Annotated in this window: 19 protein-coding genes; 8 read left to right on the top strand and 11 right to left on the bottom strand. The window is 74.2% G+C overall.

Annotation, left to right across the window (positions count from 1 at the left end):
• Positions 1-15: 15 nt before the first annotated feature.
• Complete coding sequence (locus tag ASC82_RS24340) at positions 16-2,538, bottom strand: helicase C-terminal domain-containing protein (protein ID WP_079039446.1); 2,523 nt, start codon at positions 2,536-2,538, stop codon at positions 16-18.
• 72 nt (positions 2,539-2,610) lie between these two features.
• Between ASC82_RS24340 and ASC82_RS24335 the strand changes: the two genes are divergently transcribed.
• Positions 2,611-3,699 carry a hypothetical protein gene (locus tag ASC82_RS24335; RefSeq protein ID WP_056651881.1) on the top strand — a complete coding sequence of 363 codons (1,089 nt, stop codon included), beginning with the start codon at positions 2,611-2,613 and terminating at the stop codon, positions 3,697-3,699.
• A gap of 2 nt (positions 3,700-3,701) precedes the next feature.
• On the opposite strand, the gene ASC82_RS24330 is transcribed toward ASC82_RS24335, so the two are convergent.
• From ASC82_RS24330 to ASC82_RS24320, 3 genes are read right to left on the bottom strand one after another with little or no spacing between them, the layout of a single operon-like run.
• Complete coding sequence (locus ASC82_RS24330) at positions 3,702-4,571, bottom strand: ABC transporter ATP-binding protein (RefSeq protein ID WP_056651878.1); 870 nt, start codon at positions 4,569-4,571, stop codon at positions 3,702-3,704.
• Positions 4,568-5,614 carry an iron chelate uptake ABC transporter family permease subunit gene (locus tag ASC82_RS24325; protein WP_056651876.1) on the bottom strand — a complete coding sequence of 349 codons (1,047 nt, stop codon included), beginning with the start codon at positions 5,612-5,614 and terminating at the stop codon, positions 4,568-4,570. The genes ASC82_RS24330 and ASC82_RS24325 overlap by 4 nt, the downstream gene beginning before the upstream one ends.
• Positions 5,615-5,622: 8 nt before the next feature.
• Positions 5,623-6,627 carry an iron ABC transporter permease gene (locus ASC82_RS24320; RefSeq protein WP_056651873.1) on the bottom strand — a complete coding sequence of 335 codons (1,005 nt, stop codon included), beginning with the start codon at positions 6,625-6,627 and terminating at the stop codon, positions 5,623-5,625.
• Positions 6,628-6,758: 131 nt separating this feature from the next.
• On the opposite strand from ASC82_RS24320, the gene ASC82_RS24315 reads away from it, so the two are divergent.
• Positions 6,759-7,403: a haloacid dehalogenase-like hydrolase gene (locus ASC82_RS24315; RefSeq protein WP_056651869.1), complete on the top strand. Its 645-nt coding sequence runs from the start codon at positions 6,759-6,761 to the stop codon at positions 7,401-7,403.
• On the opposite strand, the gene ASC82_RS24310 is transcribed toward ASC82_RS24315, so the two are convergent.
• Positions 7,391-7,669, bottom strand: a complete 279-nt coding sequence (locus ASC82_RS24310; RefSeq protein WP_056651867.1) for a hypothetical protein — start codon at positions 7,667-7,669, stop codon at positions 7,391-7,393. The genes ASC82_RS24315 and ASC82_RS24310 overlap by 13 nt on opposite strands.
• Before the next feature lie 84 nt (positions 7,670-7,753).
• On the opposite strand from ASC82_RS24310, the gene ASC82_RS24305 reads away from it, so the two are divergent.
• Together ASC82_RS24305 and ASC82_RS31425 are read left to right on the top strand one after the other, a co-directional pair.
• Positions 7,754-8,941 (top strand): zinc ribbon domain-containing protein, encoded by a 1,188-nt coding sequence (locus tag ASC82_RS24305; protein ID WP_056651865.1) that lies wholly within the window; start codon positions 7,754-7,756, stop codon positions 8,939-8,941.
• Positions 8,942-9,271: 330 nt separating this feature from the next.
• Positions 9,272-9,655: a cold-shock protein gene (locus tag ASC82_RS31425; RefSeq protein ID WP_024759928.1), complete on the top strand. Its 384-nt coding sequence runs from the start codon at positions 9,272-9,274 to the stop codon at positions 9,653-9,655.
• Between the two features lie 9 nt (positions 9,656-9,664).
• On the opposite strand, the gene ASC82_RS24295 is transcribed toward ASC82_RS31425, so the two are convergent.
• The 4 genes from ASC82_RS24295 to ASC82_RS24280 all read right to left on the bottom strand — a co-directional run bounded on the left by ASC82_RS24295 (position 9,665) and on the right by ASC82_RS24280 (position 13,328).
• The gene (locus ASC82_RS24295; RefSeq protein WP_056651864.1) at positions 9,665-10,510 is read right to left on the bottom strand and encodes a 1,4-dihydroxy-6-naphthoate synthase; all 846 of its coding nucleotides are present in this window, start codon (positions 10,508-10,510) and stop codon (positions 9,665-9,667) included.
• Positions 10,507-11,247, bottom strand: coding sequence for a futalosine hydrolase (locus ASC82_RS24290; protein ID WP_056651861.1), 741 nt, complete (start codon positions 11,245-11,247; stop codon positions 10,507-10,509). The genes ASC82_RS24295 and ASC82_RS24290 overlap by 4 nt, the downstream gene beginning before the upstream one ends.
• A 7-nt stretch (positions 11,248-11,254) precedes the next feature.
• Positions 11,255-11,740, bottom strand: coding sequence for a hypothetical protein (locus ASC82_RS24285; protein ID WP_056651858.1), 486 nt, complete (start codon positions 11,738-11,740; stop codon positions 11,255-11,257).
• Between the two features lie 199 nt (positions 11,741-11,939).
• On the bottom strand, positions 11,940-13,328 hold the full coding sequence (locus ASC82_RS24280; RefSeq protein ID WP_056651855.1) for an MFS transporter: 1,389 nt from the start codon (positions 13,326-13,328) through the stop codon (positions 11,940-11,942).
• Between the two features lie 457 nt (positions 13,329-13,785).
• Here ASC82_RS24280 and ASC82_RS24275 point away from each other — a divergent pair, with 457 nt between their 5' ends.
• Positions 13,786-14,715 carry a DUF3027 domain-containing protein gene (locus ASC82_RS24275; protein WP_079039445.1) on the top strand — a complete coding sequence of 310 codons (930 nt, stop codon included), beginning with the start codon at positions 13,786-13,788 and terminating at the stop codon, positions 14,713-14,715.
• Positions 14,716-15,378: 663 nt separating this feature from the next.
• The gene (locus ASC82_RS24270) at positions 15,379-18,528 is read left to right on the top strand and encodes a molecular chaperone Hsp90 (protein ID WP_079039468.1); all 3,150 of its coding nucleotides are present in this window, start codon (positions 15,379-15,381) and stop codon (positions 18,526-18,528) included.
• Positions 18,529-18,644: 116 nt separating this feature from the next.
• On the opposite strand, the gene ASC82_RS24265 is transcribed toward ASC82_RS24270, so the two are convergent.
• Positions 18,645-19,445, bottom strand: coding sequence for a DUF4239 domain-containing protein (locus ASC82_RS24265; RefSeq protein ID WP_056651848.1), 801 nt, complete (start codon positions 19,443-19,445; stop codon positions 18,645-18,647).
• Between the two features lie 278 nt (positions 19,446-19,723).
• Entirely contained in the window at positions 19,724-19,960 is a 237-nt protein-coding gene (locus ASC82_RS24260; protein WP_056651845.1) for a hypothetical protein, read from the bottom strand.
• Positions 19,961-20,194: 234 nt separating this feature from the next.
• Here ASC82_RS24260 and ASC82_RS24255 point away from each other — a divergent pair, with 234 nt between their 5' ends.
• On the top strand, positions 20,195-20,899 hold the full coding sequence (locus tag ASC82_RS24255) for an ABC transporter ATP-binding protein (RefSeq protein ID WP_056651842.1): 705 nt from the start codon (positions 20,195-20,197) through the stop codon (positions 20,897-20,899).
• Positions 20,896-23,178 (top strand): hypothetical protein, encoded by a 2,283-nt coding sequence (locus tag ASC82_RS24250; RefSeq protein WP_056651839.1) that lies wholly within the window; start codon positions 20,896-20,898, stop codon positions 23,176-23,178. The genes ASC82_RS24255 and ASC82_RS24250 overlap by 4 nt, the downstream gene beginning before the upstream one ends.
• Positions 23,179-23,190: the final 12 nt, after the last annotated feature.

Genomic DNA, 23,190 nt, shown 5'->3' with positions numbered 1-23,190 from the left:
GTCGCGATGTCCGGGTCAGACCTGGTCGTCGGCCAGTTCCGCCACGCCCGTGATCCGGTGCAGGGGGTACGTGCGGACCTCGTCGGCCGTGTGGTCGTAGCCCGTCACGAAGCCGCCCTCCACGCGGACCGGGGCGATGACCCGCTGGCTCGCCGAGCCCTCCGCGTTGACGTAGCCGATCCAGACCGCCGAGCCGGTCATCGCGGCCGCCTGGACCGTGGCCAGGGTCTCCGCCGCCGACGTGCGGGGGAGGGTGCCGGCGGCCGTCGGGGTCGTGGGCTCCTTGCGGACGGCCGTCGCCGCCCGGTCGCCCGCCCGGATGGCCTTGACCGCCGCCGAGAGGAGGGTGGAATCCGGGGACGGCGGGCCGTCGGGGACGGGCACCGGGGCCGTACGGGCCGGGGTGCGGTACGCGTCGGCGCGGGCGATCAGGACATCGCCCTCGGCGGACTCCGCCGCCGGGGCGTACCCCATCGACCGCAGCCCGTCGAGCAGCGACACCGGGTCCGTCTGCGCCGCGAGCACGGTCGGCGCGAGGCGGCGCAGCCCCAGGGGAGCGGACCGCCGGTCGGCCAGGATCTCGCCGAGGACCGTGTCGTCGTCGCAGCGCACGTACGCGGACGCCGCCCCGACCTTGAGGTGGCCGTGGCGTCTCGCGACGTCGTCCACGAGATAGGCGAGCGGCTGCGGGACGGGCGTCGTCGAGTGCTTCGCGAGGAAGTCGTGGAGGTCGGTCGCCGTCTGCCCCGAGTCGAGCGCGCGCCGCACGGAGCCGGGCGTGAACCGGTAGACCGTCGCACCACCCTTCGATTCCACGTCCGCGAGGACGCCCAGCGCGTCGGCGAGCGGCCGGCGCAGCGGGCCCGGCGCCACGGCTGTCAGGTCGGCCTGGAGCAGGACGTGGTCGACGGCCTCGGGGAGCAGCGGCGCGAGCAGCGTCGCCGCCCGCGTCGCGGCCACCGACAGCTCCACCCCGCCGCCCGGCTCGGCGGGCGTCGCCGCCTCGGCCAGCGGCAGGTTGAGGAGCGCGCGGGCGGGGCCGGACAGCGCGCCGCGCCCGGTGAGCCCGAGCAGCTCGGCCTCCTCCAAAGTCCACCGCGCGATCCGGGACCGCAGGTCGGCCGTGGAGGCGGAGCCCTCGGCGCCCCGCAGCGGCCGCTCCCAGCGCAGCCGGGCGAGGAGCGACTCGGGGTCGGCCGCCGCGCCCGGCGGAAGGGTCGCGAGCAGCAGCAGCACCCGGTGGCGCACCTCGGGCGCGGACGAGCGGTCCAGATCCGGGCCGAGCGCCGACAGCGTCCGGCCCTTCGCGTCCTGCCCGCCCACCAGACCGGACGTGCGGGTCGCCGTCAGCCACGGCGTGACGAGCCGCGCCCACCGCTCGGCGGGCGGCAGGTCCAGCCAGTCGTCGTAGGCGGGCGTCGGCGCGTACCGCTCGTCGGCCTCGCCGTCCGAGGCGAGCAGCCCCGCCGCGTAACCGAGCTCCAGCCAGAAACAGGCGATCGGCTCCGACACGTCCAGCGCCGCGGCGATCCGCTTCAGGTCCCGCACGGCGAGTCCGCCGGCGCGCAGGACCGGCGGGCCGCCCCGGTCCCAGGACTTCAGCAGCTCCTCGACCGTCGCGAGCGCCACGTACGCCTGCCCGGCGGCGGCACTGTCCACAACCTGTGGACGGTAGTCGCGCTGCACCACCGGCTCCGGCGGCACCGGCTCCGGCGTCCGGTGCGCCCGCCCGCCCCGCAGGTGCAGCGCCACCTCGCGCGGCAGCACCATCGTCCGCGGCGACACGGGCAGCAGCAGCCCCCGGTCGCGCAGCCAGCGCACGGGCGGCGCCGGGTTCGCCGTCACCTCCCCGTACGGCGGACCCCACACCAGCCGGTCCAGGACGGCGAGCGCCTCCGGCGGCGCCGTGTCGAGCAGCTCGCCCATCCGCGTCCGGTCCGTGAAGAGCTCCGTCAGCGCCGCCACCGCCGACACCGGGTCGTGCGTCGACGTCAGACCGGCCGCCGCGATGATCTCCTGCACCCGCCCGGGCGACATCCCGGACGTCGCCTCCGCGACCGTCGGCCCGAGCCCGGTCGGCGACGGGTGCTGCGCCGACGGCGCGAGCAGCTCCCGCGCGGTCCGCACGAGCCGCAGCCGCTCGTCCCCGCCCCACACGAGCGCCTGCTCGCGCAGCAGGGCGACGGCGGCGGGCAGCGCCGCCTCGATCTCCGCGTCGCCCTCGTCGCCGGCGAGCAGCGCGAGGAGCACGGGGTACGGCGTGGGGTCCGGCGCCACGGCGAGCGCCTCGGCCGCCTGGAGCGAGAAGCGGTCGAGCCGCTCGATCGCCCGGATCACGGAACCGCGCGTACCGGCGCGGGTGGCCAGCTGCGTCAGGTCGTTCGGCACGGGCCCCAGGAGGTCGGGCCGGGCGCGCAGCAGCGCGGCCAGGCCGTCGTCGCCCCGCGCGCGCAGCGCCTCCGCGAGCGTGCGCGGCGCCGCGGCGGCGCCAGATGCTTCGGCCACGTACGCCTCCCGGTCGAACTCACCGATCCCCATCCGCACCACGTTAGCCCCTGCCCGCGCGCTAACGTCGGGGCGTACCGGGCGAACCGGCCGTGGAGGGGCACTGTGGGGATCGAGAGCGACCAGTTGGTCTACGACTACCTGAGCCGGGTCGGCGATCTGGCACAGCAGCGCCAGCTGCCGGCGAGCGACCGGATGAAGCTGGTGTCGACGCTGCGGAACGAGATCGACCGGCGCCGCGCCACCTACGGCGAGGAGAGCCCGGCGGCGGTACGGGGGATCCTCGGCGCGCTGGGTACGCCGGACGAGGTGGTGGAACGGGCGGACGAGGGACCGGAGGGGACGGCCGGGACTGGTGGGACGGCCGGGACTGCCGGGAACGCCGGGACTGCCGGAAACGCCGGGACACAGGTCCCGTCCCCGAGATCGGCGACAGCGAAGCCCGCGAAGGCCTCGAAGGCCTCGAAGCAGGCCAAGCCCGGGAAGCCCACGAAGGCCACGAAGCCCGCCGCGACACCACCCACCCCACCCACCCCACCCTCCCCCTCCGTGCCCCAGCCCCGCGACAGCGGCGGCCGCCTGGACCCCGATTGGTGGCGTACCGACGCCACCCACGCGACCGACATCGACGTGACCGAAGGACTCCCCGGTTTCGTCGGCGGCATCGAGCGGCCGGACCTCTTCGAGCCCCCGGCGCCCGTGGTCGACGAGGACGAGGAGTACGGGGACGAGGACGCCGCCCCCGGCAGGTGGCGCCGCGTCGCCCGCGTCGTCCTGCGGCGGAAGAAGGTCCTCGACCCGGACCTGGAGGAGGTGGAGGAGCCGGAAGAGGCGGAGACAGCCCCCGGCCGCCCCCGCCTCGCGAACCCCTTCGTCCTGCTGGCCGCGCTGCTCCTGCTCGGCGGCGCCGTCTTCGGCTCGCTCGTCGCGCTCGCCGCCGGCTGGCTCATCGCTTACGCCTCACGCCGGCTGACCCCCGGCGAGATCAAGGCTGCGGTGCTGGTCATCCCCGGCCTCAGCGCCACGGCCGGAGCCGTCTGGCTGTGGGGCCGCGTCGAGGGCCGCTGGGGGGAGGCGGTGGCCCCGGGCGGCCCGGCGATGAGCGCGGCGATCGCCGAGACCTGGCCGTGGGTGCTGCGGGGCGCGGCGGTCGCCTCGGCGCTGTTCCTGCTCTGGCGCTCCCGCAGGCACTGACGTCAGAAGCCCTTCCCCACACCTTCCTCGACGCCGTCCACGCTCGCGACACCGTCCGCGTCCTCGACACCGTCCGCGTCCTCCGCGTGCCAAGGCGCCCCCGGCACCACCAGCGGCGAGCCCGTGACCGGGTCCGGGACGACGACCGACTCCAGGCCGAAGACGTCCCGTACGAGCTCCGCCGTCACGATCTCCTCCGGCGGGCCCTCCGCGACCACCCGGCCGTCCTTCATGGCGACGAGGTGGTCGGCGTACCGGGCGGCCTGGTTGAGGTCGTGCAGGACGAGGACGACGGTCCGGGCGCGCAGCCGGTTGAGGCGGCGCACCAGGTCGAGGACCTCCACCTGATGGGAGATGTCCAGGTAGGTGGTGGGCTCGTCGAGGAGGAGCAGGTCGGTCTCCTGGGCGAGCGCCATCGCGATCCACACCCGCTGCCGCTGCCCGCCCGAGAGCGCGTCGACGGACCGGTCGGCGAGCGCGGCCACGTCCGTACGGGCCATGGCGTCGGTCACCGCCCGCTCGTCCTCCTCGGACCACTGCTTCCACCAGGCCTGGTGCGGCTGACGGCCCCGGGAGACGAGGTCGGCGACGGTGATCGCCTCCGGCGCGACGGGCGTCTGCGGAAGGAGCCCGATGGAGCGGGCGATCCGCTTCGTGGGGAGCTTGGCCAGTTCCTCGCCGTCGAGGAGGACGGCGCCGCCCGCCGGCTTGAGGAGGCGTCCGAGGGCGCGGAGGGTGGTGGACTTCCCGCAGGCGTTGGGGCCGACGATCACCGTCACCTTGCCGTCGGGGACCGCGAGGTCGAGCTCGTGCACGACGGTCCGGTCCTCGTAGGCGAGCGTGAGACCGCGCGCGGTCAGCCTGCTGGTCATGCTTTTCCTTCCGTGCGGCTCCGGACGATGAGCCAGATCAGGTAGGGGGCGCCGACCGCCGCCGTGAGGACGCCCACGGGCAGTTCGACGGGGGAGAGGAGCCGCCTCGCGAGCAGGTCGGCGACGACGACGATCACCGCGCCCGCGAGCGCGGAGCAGAGCAGCGGGATCTGCGCGGTCCGCGTCATGCGGCGGGCGATCTGCGGGGCGAGGAGGGCCACGAAGTCGACCGGTCCGGCGACGCCGGTCGCGACGGAGGCGAGGACGACACCGACGGCGACGAGCCCGAGGCGGACCCCGCCGAGCCGTACGCCGAGCGCGGTCGCCGTGTCGTCGTCGAGGGAGACCGTCCGCTGGGCGCGGGCGGCCCACAGCACGGCGGGCAGCATCAGGAGCAGCGTCCAGCGGATCGGTGCGGACTCGTCCCAGCCCCGCCCGTTGAGGGAGCCGGTCATCCAGATCTGGGCCTGCTGGGCGACGAGGTAGTCGCCCTTCGTCATGAAGAGGGTGGTGAGGGACCGCAGCGCGATCGCGAAGCCGATGCCGATGAGGACGAAGCGGGTGGCGTGCAGCCCGCCGCGCCAGGCGAACAGGTACACGAGCGCGGCGGCGGCGATGCCGCCCGCGATCGAGAGGTACGGCAGCACGGTGTACGAGGTGAGGCCGAAGGTCATCGCGGCGACGGTGATCGCCCCGGCGCCCTGGCTGATGCCGATGATGTCGGGGCTGGCGAGCGGGTTGCGGGCGACGGTCTGGATGAGCGCGCCGGCGGTCCCGAAGGCGGCGCCGACGGCGAGGGCGACGACGAGCCGCGGCTCGCGCAGCTCCTCCACGACGAACGCCGAGGGCGACGGCTGCCCGAGGAGGATCCGTACGACCTCCGAGGGGCCGACGAACCGCTCGCCGACACAGAGGTACGCGACGGAGGCGGCGGCCAGGAGCAGGAGGAGCCCGCCGGCGACGAGGGCGGAGCGCCGGTGGACGAGGAAGGAGCCGCGCCCGGCGCGCACGAGCGCGTACCCGGCGGGCCGCACGCGAGACATCGTCGTACTCACGCGGGCACCGCCTTCCGCCGCACGAGGGTGACCAGGAACGGCACCCCGATCAGCGCGGTCATCACCCCGGCGGGCACCTCGCCCGGCGGGAAGAGGATCCGCCCGGCGACGTCCGCGACGAGCAGCATGACCGGCCCGATGAGCGCGGCCATCGGCAGGACCCAGCGGTGGTCGGAGCCGACGACGGCCCGCGCGATGTGCGGGACGGCGAGGCCGACGAAGGCGACGGGCCCGGCGGCGGCGACCGCGGCGCCGGTCAGGACGGTCGCGCCGAGCCCGCCGACGATCCGCACGGTCGCGACCCGCTGCCCGAGCCCCTTGGCGACGTCCTCGCCGAGCGCGAGCGCGTCGAGGCCGCGCGCCACGGACAGCACGAGGACCGCGCCGATCAGGAGGAAGGGCCAGATCTGGCCGACGATCTCGGTGTCGCGCCCGTCGAGGGAGCCGATCTGCCAGAACCGGAACTCGTCGAGCGCCGAGGCGCGGGTCGTGAGGACGCCGGTCGTGACGGAGAGCAGCAGCGCGTTGATCGCGGCGCCGCCGAGCGCGAGCTTCACGGGGGTGGCGCCGCCGCGGCCGCCGGAGGCGATGGCGTAGACGGCGACCGAGGCGAGCGCGGCGCCGACGAAGGCGAACCACACGTACCCGCTCAGGTCGTGCACCCCGAGGAAGGCGATGGCGAGGACGACGGCCACCGACGAGCCCTGGCTGATGCCGAGGATCCCGGGGTCGGCGATCGGGTTGCGGGTGATGCCCTGGAGCGCGGTGCCGGCGAGGGCGAGCGCGACGCCGACCATCAGACCGATGAGGGTGCGGGGGACGCGGAGCTCCCGGACGACCTCGGCGTCGTCGCCCGTGGCGCCGTGCAGCAGGGCGTCGAAGACGGTCGAGGGGGCGATGGCGCGGGCGCCCACGGCGAGGCTGAGGAGGACGGCGAGCAGCAGGGCGACGACAGCCGCCGAGGTCGCGAGGACCCGTCTGGAGGGGAAAGCGGCTGGCATGCGGGACCCATCGGCGGAAGTGCGGGGGGTAGGGGTTCGGTAAGGCTGGCCTCAGTCTAAACAGCTGTAAACGGCACCCATTATTCGAATAAACGAACGTCCGGGATCTCCCGCTCCCCGACAATGGCTCCATGACGACCGAGCAGCAGCCCCCGCAGACCCCCTCCCCGCTCCCGCTGACCGTCGGCTTCGACCTGGACCTGACGCTGGTCGACAGCCGCCCCGGCATCAAGGCGGCCTGGGAGGCCTTCGCCGCGGAGACGGGCGCCGAGATCGACGCCGATCTCGTCGTCACCCGCCTCGGCCCGCCCCTCGAACACGAGATGGCGTACTGGTTCCCCGAGGAGCAGGTCGCGGAGATGGTGACCCGCTACCGCGCGCTCTACCCCGCGTACGCGATCGAGCCCTCGCCGGCGATGCCGGGCGCCCGGGACGCGATCCAGGCCGTGCGCGACGCGGGCGGCCGCACGATCGTCGTCACCGCCAAGAACGGCCCGCACGCCGAGCTGCACCTCGCGCACCTCGGCATCGAGCCGGACGCGGTCGTGGGCGGCCTCTGGGCCGAGGGCAAGGCGGAGGCCCTGCGCGCCCACGACGCCCAGGTGTACGTCGGCGACCACGTCGGCGACGTCCGCGGCGCCGCCACCGCGGGCGCCGTCGCGGTGGCCGTGGCGACCGGCCCCTGCGCCCCCGAGGAGCTCCGCGAGGCCGGCGCGGACGTGGTCCTCACGGACCTGACGGACTTCCGCCCCTGGCTGGAGACCTACCGCGCCTGAACGGCCGCGCCCGCCCCTTCCCGGGCCTGCCGCCGCTGGGCCGCGATCGACCGCAGCACCCCGGCGGCGGCCACGGCGAATCCGACGCCCATGAGCATGGACACGGTGTACGCGACGGTGGGGAACGGATCGGTCCCCAGGAACAGCGGAGCCACCGTGACCAGCGTCGCCACCGCCCCCACGGCGAACAACACGACACCGACCTTGACGAGCCCGTCACCGGGGACGCTGTCGTTCACCGGCACGGCAGGGGATTCAGTACGCATCGGGCCAGGGTAGTTCGATACGAGATCGTCCCTGTGGCAGGGGAGCGCCGAAAGGTCCTTGCGCGAGACGAGACCTACTGGGCCGTGATCGAGGAGATCAAGACGCGGATCGGCGAGAAGGATCAGAGCACCCACAAGATCGCCAAGGACTTCAACGAGAAGGGCGTTCTCACGTGGAGTGATCATCTGCGGGAGCGGAGGGGACAGGCCCCGAAGGGGGTCATGTGGCAGGCCACGATCATCAACAAGATGGTCCGCTCGAACTGGTTCCCGGGCATCTACACGTACAAGGGCGAAGCCGTCCTCGGCGATGACGGCGAGCCTTTCATCCTGCCGGATCGCCCTCACGCGGAAATGGACGAGTGGTTCGACCTGGTCGAGAGGATCGCTCCGAAGAGGACGAGCGCCGGAGGACCCGAAACCCGAGCCGCCAAGAGCCTGCTGGCAGGGATCGCCAAGTGCGGAGAATGCGGCGCACCGCTGGCCCGGGTCTCGACCTCCGGGGCCAAACGCAAGGACGGCACCCGGTCGCCTTCGCGGTACTACTACCGGTGCACCAACCGATTCCGCGGTGGCTCCTGCAAGAAGGGGGCCTACGTCGAGTGTGAGGAACTGGATCGGGTCGCCGAGGACATCGTCCTCAAGAGCGTCGGGCAGTGGCAGCAGTACGAACGCGCGGGCGCGGGCCCTTCGCACGAGAAGGAACTCGCGGCAGCCGAGGCCAGGCTCACCCGGCTCGAAGTCGGCTTCCTCGCGGGCAAGTACGACGGCGAAGGCCAGGAGGAGTCCTACTGGCGGATGCACAAGTCGCTGTCCGGCAAGGTGCGCCACCTGGAGAAGCAGGAACAGGAACGCAGGAATCCGCAGATCAGGCCGACCGGACGACAGTACGGCGAGGTGTGGGACGGGAAGGATCAGGACGACCGGCGGTCCTTCCTGGCGGAGTACAAGGTGACCATGTGGGTCTGGCGCGACTGCCGTCCGGACATGGCCCGGGGCAACCGTTCCGGGGCCGTGCTCGACCTCGGTGAGATCGGAAGGCTCGCGGCGGAGCAGAAGCTCGTGATGCCGGAGCCGGTGGAGTGGATCTGGTGTGGATGGAACGTTCCCCGGCACTGGGCGTCCCCGCATCTCCTCGAAGACCCGGTGGCCCGCGAGGACCTGACCCGGACCTACGGGACGACGGAGCTGCCCATGACGCTGCGAGGCCGCCTGAACGCGTACGAACGGGAGTACGGACGGGGCGAAGGGGCGGGGCGGCTCGGTAGGTGATCATGGTGGCCGGGAGTCATCGCGCGTCGGCCTCTGGAGCCCGACCTGACAAACCCCCCTCCCGTATTCACTACGGGAGGGGGGTTTGTCGTGCGTCCATGCGTAATCACCTCTCGGGGGGTCCCGTACGTGTGCTGTGATGTGCGTGCCTTCTCGCCCCGGCGAGCTGCGATCGATACCGGCCAGGACTGCGGGCCGGGATGGGTGGAGCTGCTTGACGGGGGGTAAAGAGCTGGGGAGGCTTCGAACGACGGCAGGCACGAGCAAGCGCTGGATGGCCTGACCTGCGACGACAGTGTTTCGGCTGACTGGTGGAATGGGGTGCGTGCTTTGCCTACCGGCAAGGTCAAATGGTTCAACAGCGAGAAGGGCTTCGGCTTTCTCTCCCGCGACGACGGCGGCGACGTCTTCGTGCACTCGTCGGTGCTCCCTGCCGGAGTCGACGCACTGAAGCCTGGCCAGCGGGTCGAGTTCGGGGTCGTCGCCGGTCAGCGTGGTGACCAGGCGCTCTCCGTGGCGATCCTCGACCCGACGCCGTCCGTCGCCGCGGCGCAGCGCCGTAAGCCCGACGAACTGGCGTCCATCGTGCAGGACCTGACGACGCTCCTGGAGAACATCACGCCGGCGCTGGAGCGCGGGCGCTACCCCGAGAAGGCCCAGGGCAAGAAGATCGCGGGCCTGCTGCGGGCGGTCGCCGACCAGCTCGACGTCTGATCCGTACGGTTACGGGAAGGCGAGCGCGTTCGGGCCGAGGGGCGGTACGAGTCCCTCGGCCGCGGCGCGGGTGAGCAGCCCGCGGACCGCCGCGTAGCCGTGCTCGCCCAGGTCGGCCGTGAACTCGTTCACGTAGAGGCCGATGTGCTGGTCGGCCACCTTCGGGTCCATCTCCTGCGCGTGCTCCAGGACGTACGGCCGGGAGGCCGCCGGGTCGTCCCAGGCCATGCGGACGGACGCGCGGGCCGACTCGGCGAGCAGCCGCAGCGTGTCCTCGCCCAGGGAGCGGCGGGCGACGATCGCGCCGAGCGGGATCGGCAGCCCGGTCGTGGCCTCCCAGTGCTCGCCCATGTCGGCGAGGCAGTGCAGGCCGTAGTTCTGGTACGTGAAGCGGGCCTCGTGGATGACGAGCCCCGCGTCGACCTTGCCGTCGCGGACGGCGGGCATGATCTCGTGGAACGGCATGACGACGACGTTCCCGACGCCTCCCGGCACGGTCTCGGCCGCCCACAGCCGGAAGAGGAGGTACGCGGTCGAGCGCTCGCTCGGCACCGCGACCGTCTTCCCCGTCAGGTCCACCCCGGCCTCGCGGGTGAGCACGAGCGGCCCGCAGCCCCGGCCGAGCGCGCCGCCGCAGGGCAGCAGCGCGTACTCGTCGAGGATCCACGGCAGCACGGCGTACGAGACCTTCAGGACGTCGTGGTCGTCGGCGCCGCTCTCCGCCCACCCGTTGGTGACGTCGATGTCGGCGAAGGTCACGTCGAGCCGCGGGGCGCCCGGGACGCGGCCGTGGGCCCAGGCGTCGAAGACGAAGGTGTCGTTGGGGCAGGGCGAGTAAGCGATCTTCAGTTTCACTTCGCCTCCACGGAGAGGGTGGGGCCGAGCGCCCGGAAGGCCTGCCGGAGGGAGTCCAGGGCCTCGCCGATGCGCCAGGCGGAGCGGTCGCGGGGGCCGACGGCGTTCGACACGGCCCGGATCTCGACGACGGGCACGCCGTACGCGGCGGCGGCCTCGGCGACCCCGAAGCCCTCCATCGCCTCGGCGGCGGCCGCCGGGTGGCGCCCGGCCAGCTCGGCGGTGCGGCCGGCGGTGCCGGTGACGGTGGAGACGGTGAGGACGGGCGCGACGGTGTGCGGCCGGCCGGCTGCGCGCAGGGCGGCGGCGAGGGGGCCGGTCAGGGAGTGCGGTACGGGGTGGACGGACCGTCCGAAGCCGAGTTCCTCGACGGCGAGGTACCCGTCGGGGGTCTCCGCGCCGAGGTCGGCGGCGACGATCGCCTCCGAGACGACGACGGTGCCGATCGGGGCGTGGGGTGCGAACCCGCCGGCGATTCCGGCGGAGACGACGAGGTCGTAGGGGGTACGGGCGGTGGCGTCGGCCAACGAGGCGTACGCCAGTGCCGTGCCCGTCGCGGCGGCCACGGCCGCCGGGCCGACCCCGCCGACGAGGAGATCCACTCCGTCGGCGTGGCGGCGCAGGGTGAGGCCACCCGGGAGCGCCAGGGGCTCCCAGGGGGGGTCGGGATCCAGGCCGGCGGCGACGGAGTCGGCCTCCGCCGCGACGGCCGTCACGATCAGGATCCGGTGGACCACCGGCGGATCAGGATTCCTTCTTCAGCTGGAAGTGCCAGATGCCGGTCAGCTTCTTGCCGGTGTTCTCGACGATGGTCACCTGGGTCTGGTCGGTGGTCTCGCCGGTCTGGCTCTGGCCGGAGAAGAAGGCGCTGGCCGGAATGGTCCGGTACGTCTTCTTGTACGGCTCGGGCTCGGCCTGCTGGCCGCCGAGGAAGATCGTCCAGCCGTTGTCGGCGATCTCGGGGTCGACCCCGAAACGGATCTTGTCGTCCGTCGCCACGGTGATGGACTTCTCGGCCTTCTTGTTGAGGCACTGCTGGATCTGCGACTCCTTGATGGCTTCGCCGTCGTTGTAGCAGGCGGCCTCGGAGTGGATCGATTCGGTCCCGACCGTGATGGTCGCGATCGGAGTCGGCTTGTCGCAGGCGGTGAGTACGAGGAGCCCGGCGGAGACGGCCCCGAGGGCGACGGCGGCCCGGCGGCGCGAGCCGGAGAAGAACGCAACGGTCATGAGCCGAAGGCTATCGGGCCGCCGCGCCCGCGCCACGCGGGGGTACGGCGCGCCGCCGGTCCGTGACCTCGGGAGACGGGGGGAGGGGGAGTCCGGGAGTCGCTCGGGCCACCCCCGGGAGCCGTCCGCGAGACGCCCCGGAGTCGCTCGGGAGTCGCCCGGAAGCCGCCCAGGGCGCCCCGTACCGCCCCCGCCCCCGCTACGCCACCCGCGCCTTGTGGCGCCCCTGCGGGCCCGGTGGGCCCTGGTTGCGGTGGGCCGCGGTCAGCAGGCCGCGGACGGCGAGGAGGGCGCCCAGGGCCAGGATCCCGGCCGCCACGGCCATGCCCAGTTGGCCGTTCAGCGGCAGGGCGATGCCGATCGCCCCGCCCACCACCCATGCCATCTGGAGCGCGGTCTCCGAGCGGGCGAAGGCCGAGGTCCGCACCACTTCCGGGACGTCCCGCTGGATCAGCGCGTCCAGCGACAGCTTGGACAGGGCCTGGGTGAGCCCCGCGACCGCGCCGAGGACGGCGACCATCACGCCGCCGAAGAAGATGGCCGCGCAGATCGCCGTACCGCACACGACGGTGATCATCGTGGCGATGATCACTTCGGGCCCGTGGCCCCGGTCGCGCAGGAGCGAGCCGACCGCCGTGCCGCAGGCGTTCCCGACGCCCGCCGCCACGCCCACGATCCCGAGGGAGACGGCGGCGCTCTGCCCCGACAGCGGATGGTCGCGCAGCAGGAACGCCAGGAAGAAGATCAGGAAACCCGACAGCATGCGCTGTGCGGCGTTCGCCTCCAGGCCGTGGAGGACGGACGGGCCGACCGTCCGCAGGCTCGGCTTCCGCTCGCCGTGCGTCAGCAGGTGCGCGCGCCGTTCACCCTTCGCCGAGTCCACCTTGGGCGGCAGCCGCAGCGCCCAGAACGCGCCGAGCAGGAACAGCGCACACGCCCCGTACAGCGGATACCGCGGCCCGAGCAGCTGGAGCCCCGCCCCGATGGGCGCGGCGATCCCGGTGGCGAGCAGCCCGGCGAGGGTGACCCGGGAGTTCGCCTTCACGAGCGAGAACTTCGGTGGGAGCAGGCGCGGGACGACCGCGCTGCGCACCACCCCGTACGCCTTCGAGGCGACCAGGACCCCGAGCGCCGCCGGGTACAGCTCCAGGCCGCCGGTGGTGACCGCGCCCGACATCATGATCGCCAGGACGGCGCGGGTCAGCATCGCGCCCGCCATCGCCGCGCGCCTGCCGTGCGGGATGCGGTCCAGGAGCGGGCCGATCACCGGGGCGAGCAGGACGAAGGGGGCCATGGTGACGGCGAGGTAGAGGGCGACGCGGCCGCGGGCCTCGTCGGTGGGCACGGAGAAGAAGACGGTGGAGGCGAGGGCGACGGTGATCATGACGTCCCCGGCGCCGTTCACGGCGTGCAGCTCGATCAGCTTCCCGAGCCCCGACTCGCCCGCGCCGTGGGCGTGGGTGGCCTTCCGGATGCCTTTCGCGGTCCCGGTGAAGGGCAGGTGCAGGGCGCGTCCGACCGACCGGCCCGCTCGGCGGAGCGGTCCGGCATGATCTTCGGATCGTGCGGGAGACCGTGCGGCTGCCACTCCGTCATAGTGCCCCACCGGCGCGCCGGACGAACCGTGGCGCGGCGAACGGAGGAGGTACGGAGGCAGTACAGAGGCGGTACGGGGGTGGTGGGGAGCCGGTGAGGGAGCCGGTACGGAGGCGATACCGGGACGGTACGAGGGGGTACGAGGGGGTCATCGGGGTGTCGGCGAGAGGCCCCGGACCGTCCGCGATCCGGGCCACTTGAGGCGGGCAGGTGGGCGGAGGCCCGCGAACGGGGTAGCGTGCGTAGCGCGTCACCGGCGGAAGTTCTCGGCCGCGCGCCTCTTCGGCATCCCGCAGAATGGATGGCGATAGGTGTGCCCGAGACACGCGAGACAAGTCGGGTGCGGACGTCGATGCGGCCCCCTGGTCCGCTCCGCCCGCCGCCCGTGGCTTCGCTTTCTCCCCTCGGCCGGCGCACCCGTGAGACGGCGTAGGAGAGAAGCGAGACCTGTGAGTGCTGCGACGACGCGAAGCGGTGCCCCGCGTACCCCGCGAGCCACGCGTACCCCCGACCGCCTGTGCGTCGAGGCGGTAGACCTCGCGCGGGAGGCCGCCGAGGAGGCGGCCGCGCCCGGCAAGGTGGGCGCACACGTCGAGGTCGTCGCGGAGGGCGACCGGGTCGTCACGCACTTCTTCGAGTGCGAGGAGCCGGGCTACCGCGGCTGGCGCTGGGCGGTGACGGTCACCCGCGCCTCCCGTGCCAAGAACGTCACGCTTGACGAAACCGTCCTGCTGCCCGGCGCCGACGCCCTCCTCGCCCCCGAGTGGGTGCCGTGGAGCGAGCGGCTCCGCCCCGGCGACATGGGCCCGGGCGACCTGCTGCCCACCGAGCAGGACGACCTGCGGCTGGAGCCCGGTTACTCGGGCGAGGACGCGCCGCCGCCGAACTCGGCGGTCTCGGAGGAGCTGGCGGACCACCTCGACGCCGAGGACGCCGAGATCGTCTCCCGTACCCCCTCGCGGGGCGCGATCGCCTCGGTCGCCGAGGAGCTCGGCATGCGCCGCGCCCGGGTCCTCTCCCGGTACGGCCTGCACGTGGCCGCGGACCGCTGGGACGAGAGCTTCGGCGCGAAGACGCCGATGGCGCAGGCCGCGCCGGCGTCCTGCGAGTCCTGTGCCTTCCTGGTGCCGCTGGCCGGCTCCCTGAAGCAGGCCTTCGGCGTGTGCGCGAACGAGTTCTCCCCGGCGGACGGCCGGGTCGTCTCGCTGGCGTACGGCTGCGGGGGCCACTCGGAGGCCGCGGTCATGCCGAAGCCGCCGCGTCCGGCGCTGCCGGTGCTCGACTCGATGGCCGCGGACGTCTTCCCGCTCCGCCCGGCCAAGGACTCCGGCTCCACGACGGAGCCCGACGACTCCTCCGAGGACCTGGGCCACTCGTAGCGCCGGGGCAGGGGCAGGCGCCCCCACCACCCTCCGCTGGGGTGGAGAGGCGTCACGCCCCTGGGGCCCGTGGGCCGGCGGCGCCCGTCACTCCCGCCCCGTGTGGGCAATCGTCCTCGCCCCGCAGGGCGGAACGGGCGGGCACACGGGACGGCGCCCCCTGCCGGGCCCAGGCTTCGGCGTCTGAACGGTGCGCCGACGGTGCGGCGCCGTCGTGGGTTGTGCCCACCCTCCCCCAGAGGGGGACCCCCACGCCCCGGCGGAACGCATGCCCACAACGGTGCGGACGGGGCGCGGTCCCACAACGGTGCGGACAGGGCGCGGTCCCACAACGGTGCGGACGGGACGCGGTCCCACAACGGTGGGGACAGGGCGCGGGCCAGCAACGCTGTCCGGCGGGGAGCCCCGCCTCGCCCCGGCGGATCGCATGCCCGCAACGGTGCGGACAGGGCGCGGCCCGCAACGCGGACGCAGCTCGCCCCCACCGGCAACGTCCCCACCAGCAACGTCCCCGCCCCAACCCTCCCCGCGCCCCCGGTGCCGAACGACCCCGCGCGCCCCCCGCCCCGCACGTGCCCCGGCCGTCACCGGATCGTGGGGCGCGGTACCTTCGGGCCCCCGGATCCGAATCCAAAGGTCCGGGACCGATCACCGCCCCGCAGAGTGGAGTCAGACGTGAGCGTCAGCGTCCGGACGACGACCGACGGAACCGATCCCTTCGGCACCGCACGGCTGCGGCGGGGAGTGCTGGACGCCTGGGGCGCCTCGCCCGCCCGGTTCCGGGAGGACGCCAACGCCGAGGAGGACCTCGCGCTGGGCGGCTACCGCGACCGCCTCGTCGTCGAGCTCGCCCAGAACGCCGCCGACGCCGCCCACCGCGCCGGCGTCACCGGCCGCCTCCGCCTCACGCTCCACCCCGCGGACGACGAGAGCCCCGCGATGCTCGCCGCCGCCAACACCGGCGCCCCGCTGGACGCCACCGGCGCCGAGTCGCTGTCGACGCTCCGCGCGTCCGCGAAGCGGGAGCAGGGTCCGGGGGCCGTCGGCCGGTTCGGTGTCGGCTTCGCGGCCGTCCTCGCCGTGACCGACGAGCCCGCCGTCCTCGGCCGCCACGGCGGCGTCCGCTGGTCCCTCGCGGAGGCCCGCGAACTCGCCGCGGAGTCCGCCCGGTACAGCCCCGGGCTCGGCGACGAGCTGCGCCGCCGCGACGGCCACGTCCCGCTCCTCCGCCTCCCGCTGCCCGCCGAGGGCACCGCGCCCGACGGCTACGACACGGTCGTCGTCCTCCCGCTGCGCGACGCCGCCGCCCGCGACCTGGCCGAGCGGCTCCTCGAATCGGTCGACGACGCGCTGCTCCTCACCCTCCCCGGCCTCGCGGAGATCGTCGTCGAGACGGCCGAGGGCGTACGGACCCTCCGCCGCTCCGAGGACGACGGATACGTACGGATCGACGACAGCGCGACCGGCACCCACCGCTGGCGGACCGTCTCCCACACCGGGCCCCTCGACGCCGGACTCCTCAAGGACCGCCCGGTGGAGGAGCGGCTGCGCCCCCACTGGTCGGTCACCTGGGCCGTACCCGTGGACGCGGAGGGCGCCCCGCTCCACCCCCGTACCGAGCCCGTCGTGCACGCACCGACGCCCACCGACGAGCCGCTGGGCATCCCCGCCCTCCTCATCGCGTCCCTGCCGCTGGACACCGCGCGGCGCCACCCGGCGCCCGGTCCGCTGACCGACTTCCTGGTGCAGCGCGCGGCCGACGCGTACGCCGAACTCCTCGCCGAATGGCACCCGGTGACGACCGCGACCCTCGACCTCGTCCCCGGCCCGCTGGGGAAGGGGCCGCTCGACGGGGCGCTGCGCGAGGCGATCCTCGACCGGCTGCCGCGGGTCGCGTTCCTGGCGCCGGCCGCGCCGTCCGAGGAGCTCCCGGCGCTCCGCCCGATCGAGGCGGAGGTCGCGGAGGGCGCGGGCGCGGAGACCGTCGACGTCCTCGCCGAGGTCTTCCCGACCCTCCTCCCGGCGGGCCTGGAGCGGCGGCCCGAGCTGCGCACGCTCGGCGTGGGCCGCGTCCCCCTCACGGAGGCGATCGACCGGCTGGCGGGCGTGGACAGGGCCCCGACGTGGTGGTGGCGGCTCTACGACTCCCTCGCCGGCGTCGACCCGGACCGTCTGACGGGCCTCCCGGTGCCGCTCGCGAACGACTCCGACGAGGAGGACGTCCGCATCCGCACGACGATCGGCCCCCGCCAGGTCCTGCTCCCGCAGGAGCGGACCCCCGCCGAGCTGACCCGCCTCGGCCTGAAGGTGGCGCACCCGGAGGCGGCGCACCCGCTCCTGGAGAAGCTGGGCGCCCTGCCCGCCACGCCCCGCGCGGTCCTGACGACCCCGCAGGTGCGGGCGGCGGTGGCGGCCTCGCTGGACGCGGGGGAGATCTGGGACGAGGACGCGGACGCGCTGGACGCGGAGGAACTGGCGGAGACGGTCCTCGCGCTCGTACGGGACGCGGAACTCGAACCGGGCGAGGAGCCGTGGCTGGGCGCGCTCGCCCTCCCCGACGAGGACGGCGAACTGTCCCCGGCGGGCGAACTGGTCCTCCCGGGCTCGCCGTTCGCATCGGTCATGCGAGAGGACGAACTGCCCTTCGTCGACGGGGACCTGGCGTCCCGCTGGGGTGAACGCCCCCTGGCGGCCTGCGGAGTACTGTCCAACTTCGCCCTGGTCCGTGCGACGGACCTGGTCCTCGACCCGGACGAGGTCGAGCCCCGCGAGGGCGACTACCCGGAGCCGGACGACGCCGGTCTGCTCGACGCGGTCGACGTGTGGTGCGAGGACGTCCTGGACCGGCTGCCGGAGTCGCCGGTGCCGCCGGTGGCGACGGAGATCGTGGCGGTGCGGGACCTGGACCTGGTCGACGACGACGCCTGGCCGCAGGCCCTGGCGCTGCTGGCGCAGCCCCCGCTCCGTGACGCCCTCACCCAGCCCGTACGGGTCCTCCTCCCGGACGGTACGACGGAGACGGTCCGCTCGTACACGGCGTGGTGGCTGAGAGACCACCCGGTCCTGGACGGCCGCCGCCCGGCGGGCCTGCGGGCCGAAGGCTCGGACCCGCTCCTGACCGGCCTGTACGACTCCGCCGACGCGACCGGCTTCGACGACGAGCAGGTCCTGCGGGCGCTCGGCGTGCGCACGTCGGTCGCGGCGCTCCTGGAGGAACCGGGCGGCGCGGCGGAACTCCTGACCCGCCTGGCGGACCCGGAGCGCGAGGTCACGGCCCCCCAGCTCCACGCCCTCTACACGGCCCTCGCGGACCTCGACCCGGACCAGGTCACGCTCCCGGACGAGCTGCGCGCGGTGGTGGACGGGGAGCTGGTGGTGGTGGACGCGGCGGAGGCCCTGGTGGCGGACGCCCCGGACCTCCTCCCCCTCACGGGCGACACCCCGCTCCTCCCGGTCGCCCCGTCCCGGGCGGCCGACCTGGCGGAACTGCTCCAGGTCCGCCGTCTGAGCGAGACGTTCGAGGCGGAGGTGACGACGGTCGGCGAGGAACACGAGGTCCCGCCCTCGGTCCACGCCCTCCTTGGCCCGGCGACCCCCGCCTCGTACATCGAGCACGAGGAACTCCGCGCGGCCGGCGTGGAACTGGACTGGCGGGTCACCCCCGACGGGGTCCTCCACGCCTCCACCCTGGAAGGCGTGGCCGCCGGCCTGGCCTGGTCGGCGGGCCAGTGGCCCCGCCGCTTCGAGGTGGCGGCCCTCCTGGAAGACCCGTCCCGCACAGCGGAACTGGCAAGGGACCGCTGGTTCGACTGAGGGCCCTGCCCCCCGGCCCCCCCCACGCACCTCCGCGAACCAGACGCCGACGACGTCGGCCCCGAGCCGGTGGCCAAGGGCCGACGTCGTCGGCGTGCGCTGAAGGGGTCGGCCCGTCAGACGGCGCGGCGGTTGCCCTTGTCGTCGCAGGGGAGTTCGGTGGCCGGGTGGTTGACGACGAAGTCGCGGGTGGCCTGGCGTTCGGCTTCGGCGATCGCGGTGGGCTCGACGTTGATGATGCCGCCGAAGGGGCGGTCGACGTCGCGGATGATGCACAGCGTGGCCGTGAGCAGCGCGGTGATCACGACGAGGGTGATCAGCTGGCCCCGGTTGTTCCTGCGGGGGATGCAGGTGCCGAGGGCGACCACGGTGATGGCGAGGGTGGCCAGGAGGAACCAGAGGATGGCGCTGGGGATGCTGGCGGTGGCCTGGGTGAGGCGTTCCTCGCGTTCGTCGGAGCGTTTGTTGTCGGCGGCGATCAGCATGCCGAAGACGGGCTTGCCCTCCAGGTCGCGGAAGGTCCGGCGGAAGTCCGTCGACCACACGCTGGGGACCCGTGACGCCTCGCCGTCGGCCATGGCGGGCCACTCCTGCGTGCGTACCGCGCGGGCGTAGCAGACGGCGGCGGCCTGGATCTTCGCCCGCTCTGCCTCGGGCGCGTATTCGGCGGTCTCCACGAGCTGGTCCAGGGCGCGGGCCTCGCCCCGGGAGGCGACCTCGGCCTTGCCGTAGGAGCCGTTGGCGGTGACGAGGACGAAGGCGAGCAGCAGGACGGTCAGGGTCAGCAGGGGGCCGACGAGGTCCTTGACGGCCATGCCGGTGTCGTCGTCCTCGCTGAGCAGCCGGGGTCGCAGGTAGTGGTTGGCCGCGAGTCCGGCGAGCAGGGCGAGGACGGCGACGGCGATGACGAGGATCACGGGCGGGCTCCTCCGGGGACGGAGGAGGTAAACGGTGCTGAGAACATGCCGCTTCCCTTCCGGCCCTCGGCGTGTCCGCAACAGAAGAAACGATCACTCGCCTCCGTACGGAGGACCCGCCTTGCCCCAGAAGGGGGCGCGCCGTCCCGCGCGGAAGCGCGGCGGCCGGCGACGGGCCGCGCACGGTCTCGTGCGCGGCCCGGGTGCGTCCTGCCCGGGACAGGGCAGGACAGGACGGGACGGGACGGGACAGGACAGGACAGGACAGGCGAGGCGTTCTAGCCCTGGTGATCGATGACGTTGCCGTTGGAGCAGTTGTTGGCGTGGTTGCCGGTCCAATCGCTCAGGGCGGGGACGACGGCCAGCTCCTGGACGCAGACGTCGGCGGCGGTGAAGTTCCAGTTGTTGGCGGCGTTGACGCCGCTGCCGAAGTGGGAGTCGTTGTCGGCGTGGGCGGGAGCGGACATGGCGGCTGCGGCGAGGGCCATACCGGCCACGGCGATGATCTTCTTCATGCCGACGGCAACGAGCCCGTCGGGAGAAGGACACGCGGCCATCGGCCTGTCGGCCGACCCGGTCCGGGGCGGCCTGGGGGCTGGTCCGGGTGGCGCGGTTCGTTCCGCAGCCGTGGCCCGGAGGCCGGCTGTGCCGATTGGCGGTTGATGTGACGGACATTCCTGCGCGTCGTTGCAGGGGGAATTCCGTCGTGCGAGCGTGACGGATTCCGTCTGCGCTCAGGAGGACCGCGAGTGGCCACCGCACACGGCACGGAATCCTTACGGCCCGTCCTGGAGATCGAGGGGCTGACGCATTCCCTCGGAGCACGGGAGTTGTTCACCGACCTCTCCCTGACCCTGAGGGCCGGTGAATCCGTCGCCGTGACCGGATCGAGCGGATCGGGCAAGAGCACGCTCCTGTCCTGCGTGCTCGGACTGATCAAGCCCGCGGCGGGATCGGTGAAGGTGACCGGTACCGACATCGTCGGGCTGCGGTCCGGGCGACTCGCCGAACTGCGGGCCCGGTCGGTCGGCATGGTCTTCCAGTTCGGTGAACTCCTTCCGGAACTCAGTCCGTTGGACAACGTCGTCCTCGCGGCGCTGCTGGCCCGCACCGATCGGCACCGCGCGCGGGAGCGGGCGCAGGCGCTCCTCGGCGAACTCGGCGTGCCGGACGCGGCGACGTCCGAGGAGCTGTCCGGCGGCGAGCGGCAGCGGACCGCCGTGGCCCGGGCCCTGATCAACGAGCCCGCTCTGCTGCTCGCCGACGAGCCGACCGGCGCCCTGGACACGGAAACCCGGGACCGTACGGCCGAGTTGCTCTTCGACCTGCCCCGGCGTCACCCCTGCGGGCTGCTCGTCGTGACCCACGATCCGGGCATCGCCGAGCGCGCCGACCGCGCGCTGCGGCTTGAGGCGGGGGCCCTGACGCCGGTCTCCTCCGGAGCGTCCGCATGACGCTCGCGCGGCGGCTCCTCGCCGTCGGGCGCGCGGCGGGCCGGCGTACCGAGGCGGGAGGCGTGCGGTTCGTCGCGCTGTTCCTCGCGACGCTCGTCCTCGGGATCGGCCTGGCGAGCCTCGTCGCCGTCCATGCCGTGTACGCGGGCAAGGACGAGCGCCGAGTGGCGAGGACGCCCGTATCGGCCCCCGACAGGGCCGCCGGGCAGCGCGAGGCCGACGCGACGGCGTGGCTCGAGCTGACGGATTCCCTCGACGACGAGCGGCCGTTCAGCGTCGTGTACGTGTCCCCTCTCCGGGGGGACGCGCCGCTCCCTCCCGGTCTTGAGCGCTGGCCCGAACCGGGCGAGGCGGTCCTCTCGCCGGAGCTGCGGAGGGCGGGCGCCGGGGAGGACATCGATCACCGGTACGGCCGGCTCGCCGGCACGATCGGCGCGGAAGGGCTGGACGAGCCGTCCGAATGGCTCGCCTACGTCCGCCCGCGCGACGGTCTGAGCCCTGACCGGGCCGCCGGCAACACCAGCGCCGTCGCCGAAGTCGTCACCGGGTTCGGCCCGTCCGCGGCCGGACGCATGGTGTCCGGTTGGGAGCCGGGCTGGGGTGGACGTAACGACAAGTCCGCGTGGATGTTCCAGTCCGTCGTCCTCGGCCTGCTCGTCCTGCCCGCCGTCGTCCTCCTCGTCGTCGCGGCCCGCACCGGTGCGCACACCCGCGACCGCAGGACCGCGCTCGTCGCCGCGCTCGGCGGCCGACGGCTCGACCGCGCCCTGATCGCCGTCGGCGAGGCCGGGCCTGCCGCCGCCCTCGGCGCGGTGATCAGTGCCGCTGCCGTCGGCGCGGCCCTCCTGCACGACCTCCGCGTCCCCCACACCGACTACCTCCTCTCCGCCTCCCACCTTCGCGCGTACGGCTGGACCGCCGCCGTCCTCGCGCCCCTCGCGGCCTTCCTGATCGTCCTGGCGACCGTCGTGCTCGCGGACCTCGCGCCCCGCCGCGGCGCGTCCGGCACCAGGCCGCGCGGCACCTCCCGCAGCGCCTGGCTGCCCCGCCTCGCCGTGCTCTGCCCGCTCTCGATCCTCCTGGCGGTGTACGGACCCGGGCTCGTATCGCCGCCCGTCCTGCCGACGCTCACCAGCTGGGCGAGCACCGTCGGCACGGTCCTGACCCTGCCGGCCGCCCTCGCCACCGTCACCGCCCTGGCCGGAAACCTGCTCACCCGCCGGGCGCGGGCGCGCGGCCTGCCCGGCACGCTCATCGCGGGGCGGCGTTCGAGCACCCATCCCGGCGCGACCGCCCGGCTCGTCGCGGGCGTCTCGGGCGCCCTCATCGTGCTCATGCAGGCCGTCGCGTGGCAGGGGATCTTCGGGTCCCAGGCCACGGAGGCGCGGCAGCTCAGCGTCCGCATGGACCGCGGCGTCGCCTCCGTGGGCGTCCGCGGCACCGTGTCCGCGTCCGCCGTGGCCGGCTTCCTCGCCCGCGTGCCGGAGGCGGAGGCCGTCCTGCTGACGACCCGGGGCGGCGGCCCCGAGGACCGCCACGTGACGACCCTGTACGGCGACTGCGCCGCCCTGACCGCCCTGCGACTCCCGTGCCCTGCGCGCGAGACCCGCGTCGCCGGGTTCCCGGAGAAATCGAGCCTTGCCGACCTGTTCCGGTGGACCTCCTACGGGAACGGGGCGCTGCGGATCCGCCGCGCCGGCACCGCGGCGCTGACGGAACGCGCCGCCTCCGCCTCCGCCGATCGCGACCGCGAGACGTCGACCCTCGCCCTCGTACGGCCGGACGGGCGGCCGCTCTCCGTGCCCGCCCTCAAGCGGTTGTCGCACGAGGTGTTCCCGCTCGGCGCGGGCGTCGGCGCCCCGGGGGAGGGTGATGTCACCGTGGGCGCCGTCAACCGTGACCAGGGCCGCTGGAGCGCCCTGTTCGGGACGATCGGGATCGCGGTGCTCGCCCTGACGGCGGGTCTCAGCGCGATGGCGGAGTTCCTGCGGCAGGGCCGCGCCCTCGCGCCCATGTCCGTGCTCACCGGGGGGCTGCGTGTCTTCCGTACGAGTGCGGCGTGGGCGGTCCTCGCCCCGCTGGCCCTCGCCGGAACCGCCGGCACCGCGGTCGCGGCCGCCATCGCGGCGCCGATCACCTCCAGCGACGCGTCCCACATCACCGGAGGGCTGATCCTCTCGGCGGCCGGCGTCGTCCTCGCGGTCGGCGTGCTCCTGTGGGCCTGGGCCTCCCGCGTCGCCGTCCGGCAGGCCCGCGCGTGGCGGCCGAGCGGCGACTGACCCTTAGGCCTG

Source organism: Streptomyces sp. Root431 (assembly GCF_001426585.1).
Classification (GTDB): Bacteria; Actinomycetota; Actinomycetes; order Streptomycetales; family Streptomycetaceae; genus Streptomyces; species Streptomyces stackebrandtii.
Note: the sequence above shows the minus strand (reverse complement) of the source record. Positions and strands in the feature narration are given on the sequence as shown.

Bases quoted from the DNA above. Each gene is read 5' to 3' on its own strand.
- ASC82_RS24260 (WP_056651845.1), bottom strand. From the start codon at position 19,960: ATGAAGAAGATCATCGCCGTGGCCGGTATGGCCCTCGCCGCAGCCGCC.
- ASC82_RS24315 (WP_056651869.1), top strand. From the start codon at position 6,759: ATGACGACCGAGCAGCAGCCCCCGCAGACCCCCTCCCCGCTCCCGCTG.
- ASC82_RS24320 (WP_056651873.1), bottom strand. From the start codon at position 6,627: ATGCCAGCCGCTTTCCCCTCCAGACGGGTCCTCGCGACCTCGGCGGCT.
- ASC82_RS24325 (WP_056651876.1), bottom strand. From the start codon at position 5,614: ATGTCTCGCGTGCGGCCCGCCGGGTACGCGCTCGTGCGCGCCGGGCGC.
- ASC82_RS24250 (WP_056651839.1), top strand. From the start codon at position 20,896: ATGACGCTCGCGCGGCGGCTCCTCGCCGTCGGGCGCGCGGCGGGCCGG.
- ASC82_RS24285 (WP_056651858.1), bottom strand. From the start codon at position 11,740: ATGACCGTTGCGTTCTTCTCCGGCTCGCGCCGCCGGGCCGCCGTCGCC.
- ASC82_RS24310 (WP_056651867.1), bottom strand. From the start codon at position 7,669: ATGCGTACTGAATCCCCTGCCGTGCCGGTGAACGACAGCGTCCCCGGT.
- ASC82_RS24330 (WP_056651878.1), bottom strand. From the start codon at position 4,571: ATGACCAGCAGGCTGACCGCGCGCGGTCTCACGCTCGCCTACGAGGAC.
- ASC82_RS24340 (WP_079039446.1), bottom strand. From the start codon at position 2,538: ATGGGGATCGGTGAGTTCGACCGGGAGGCGTACGTGGCCGAAGCATCT.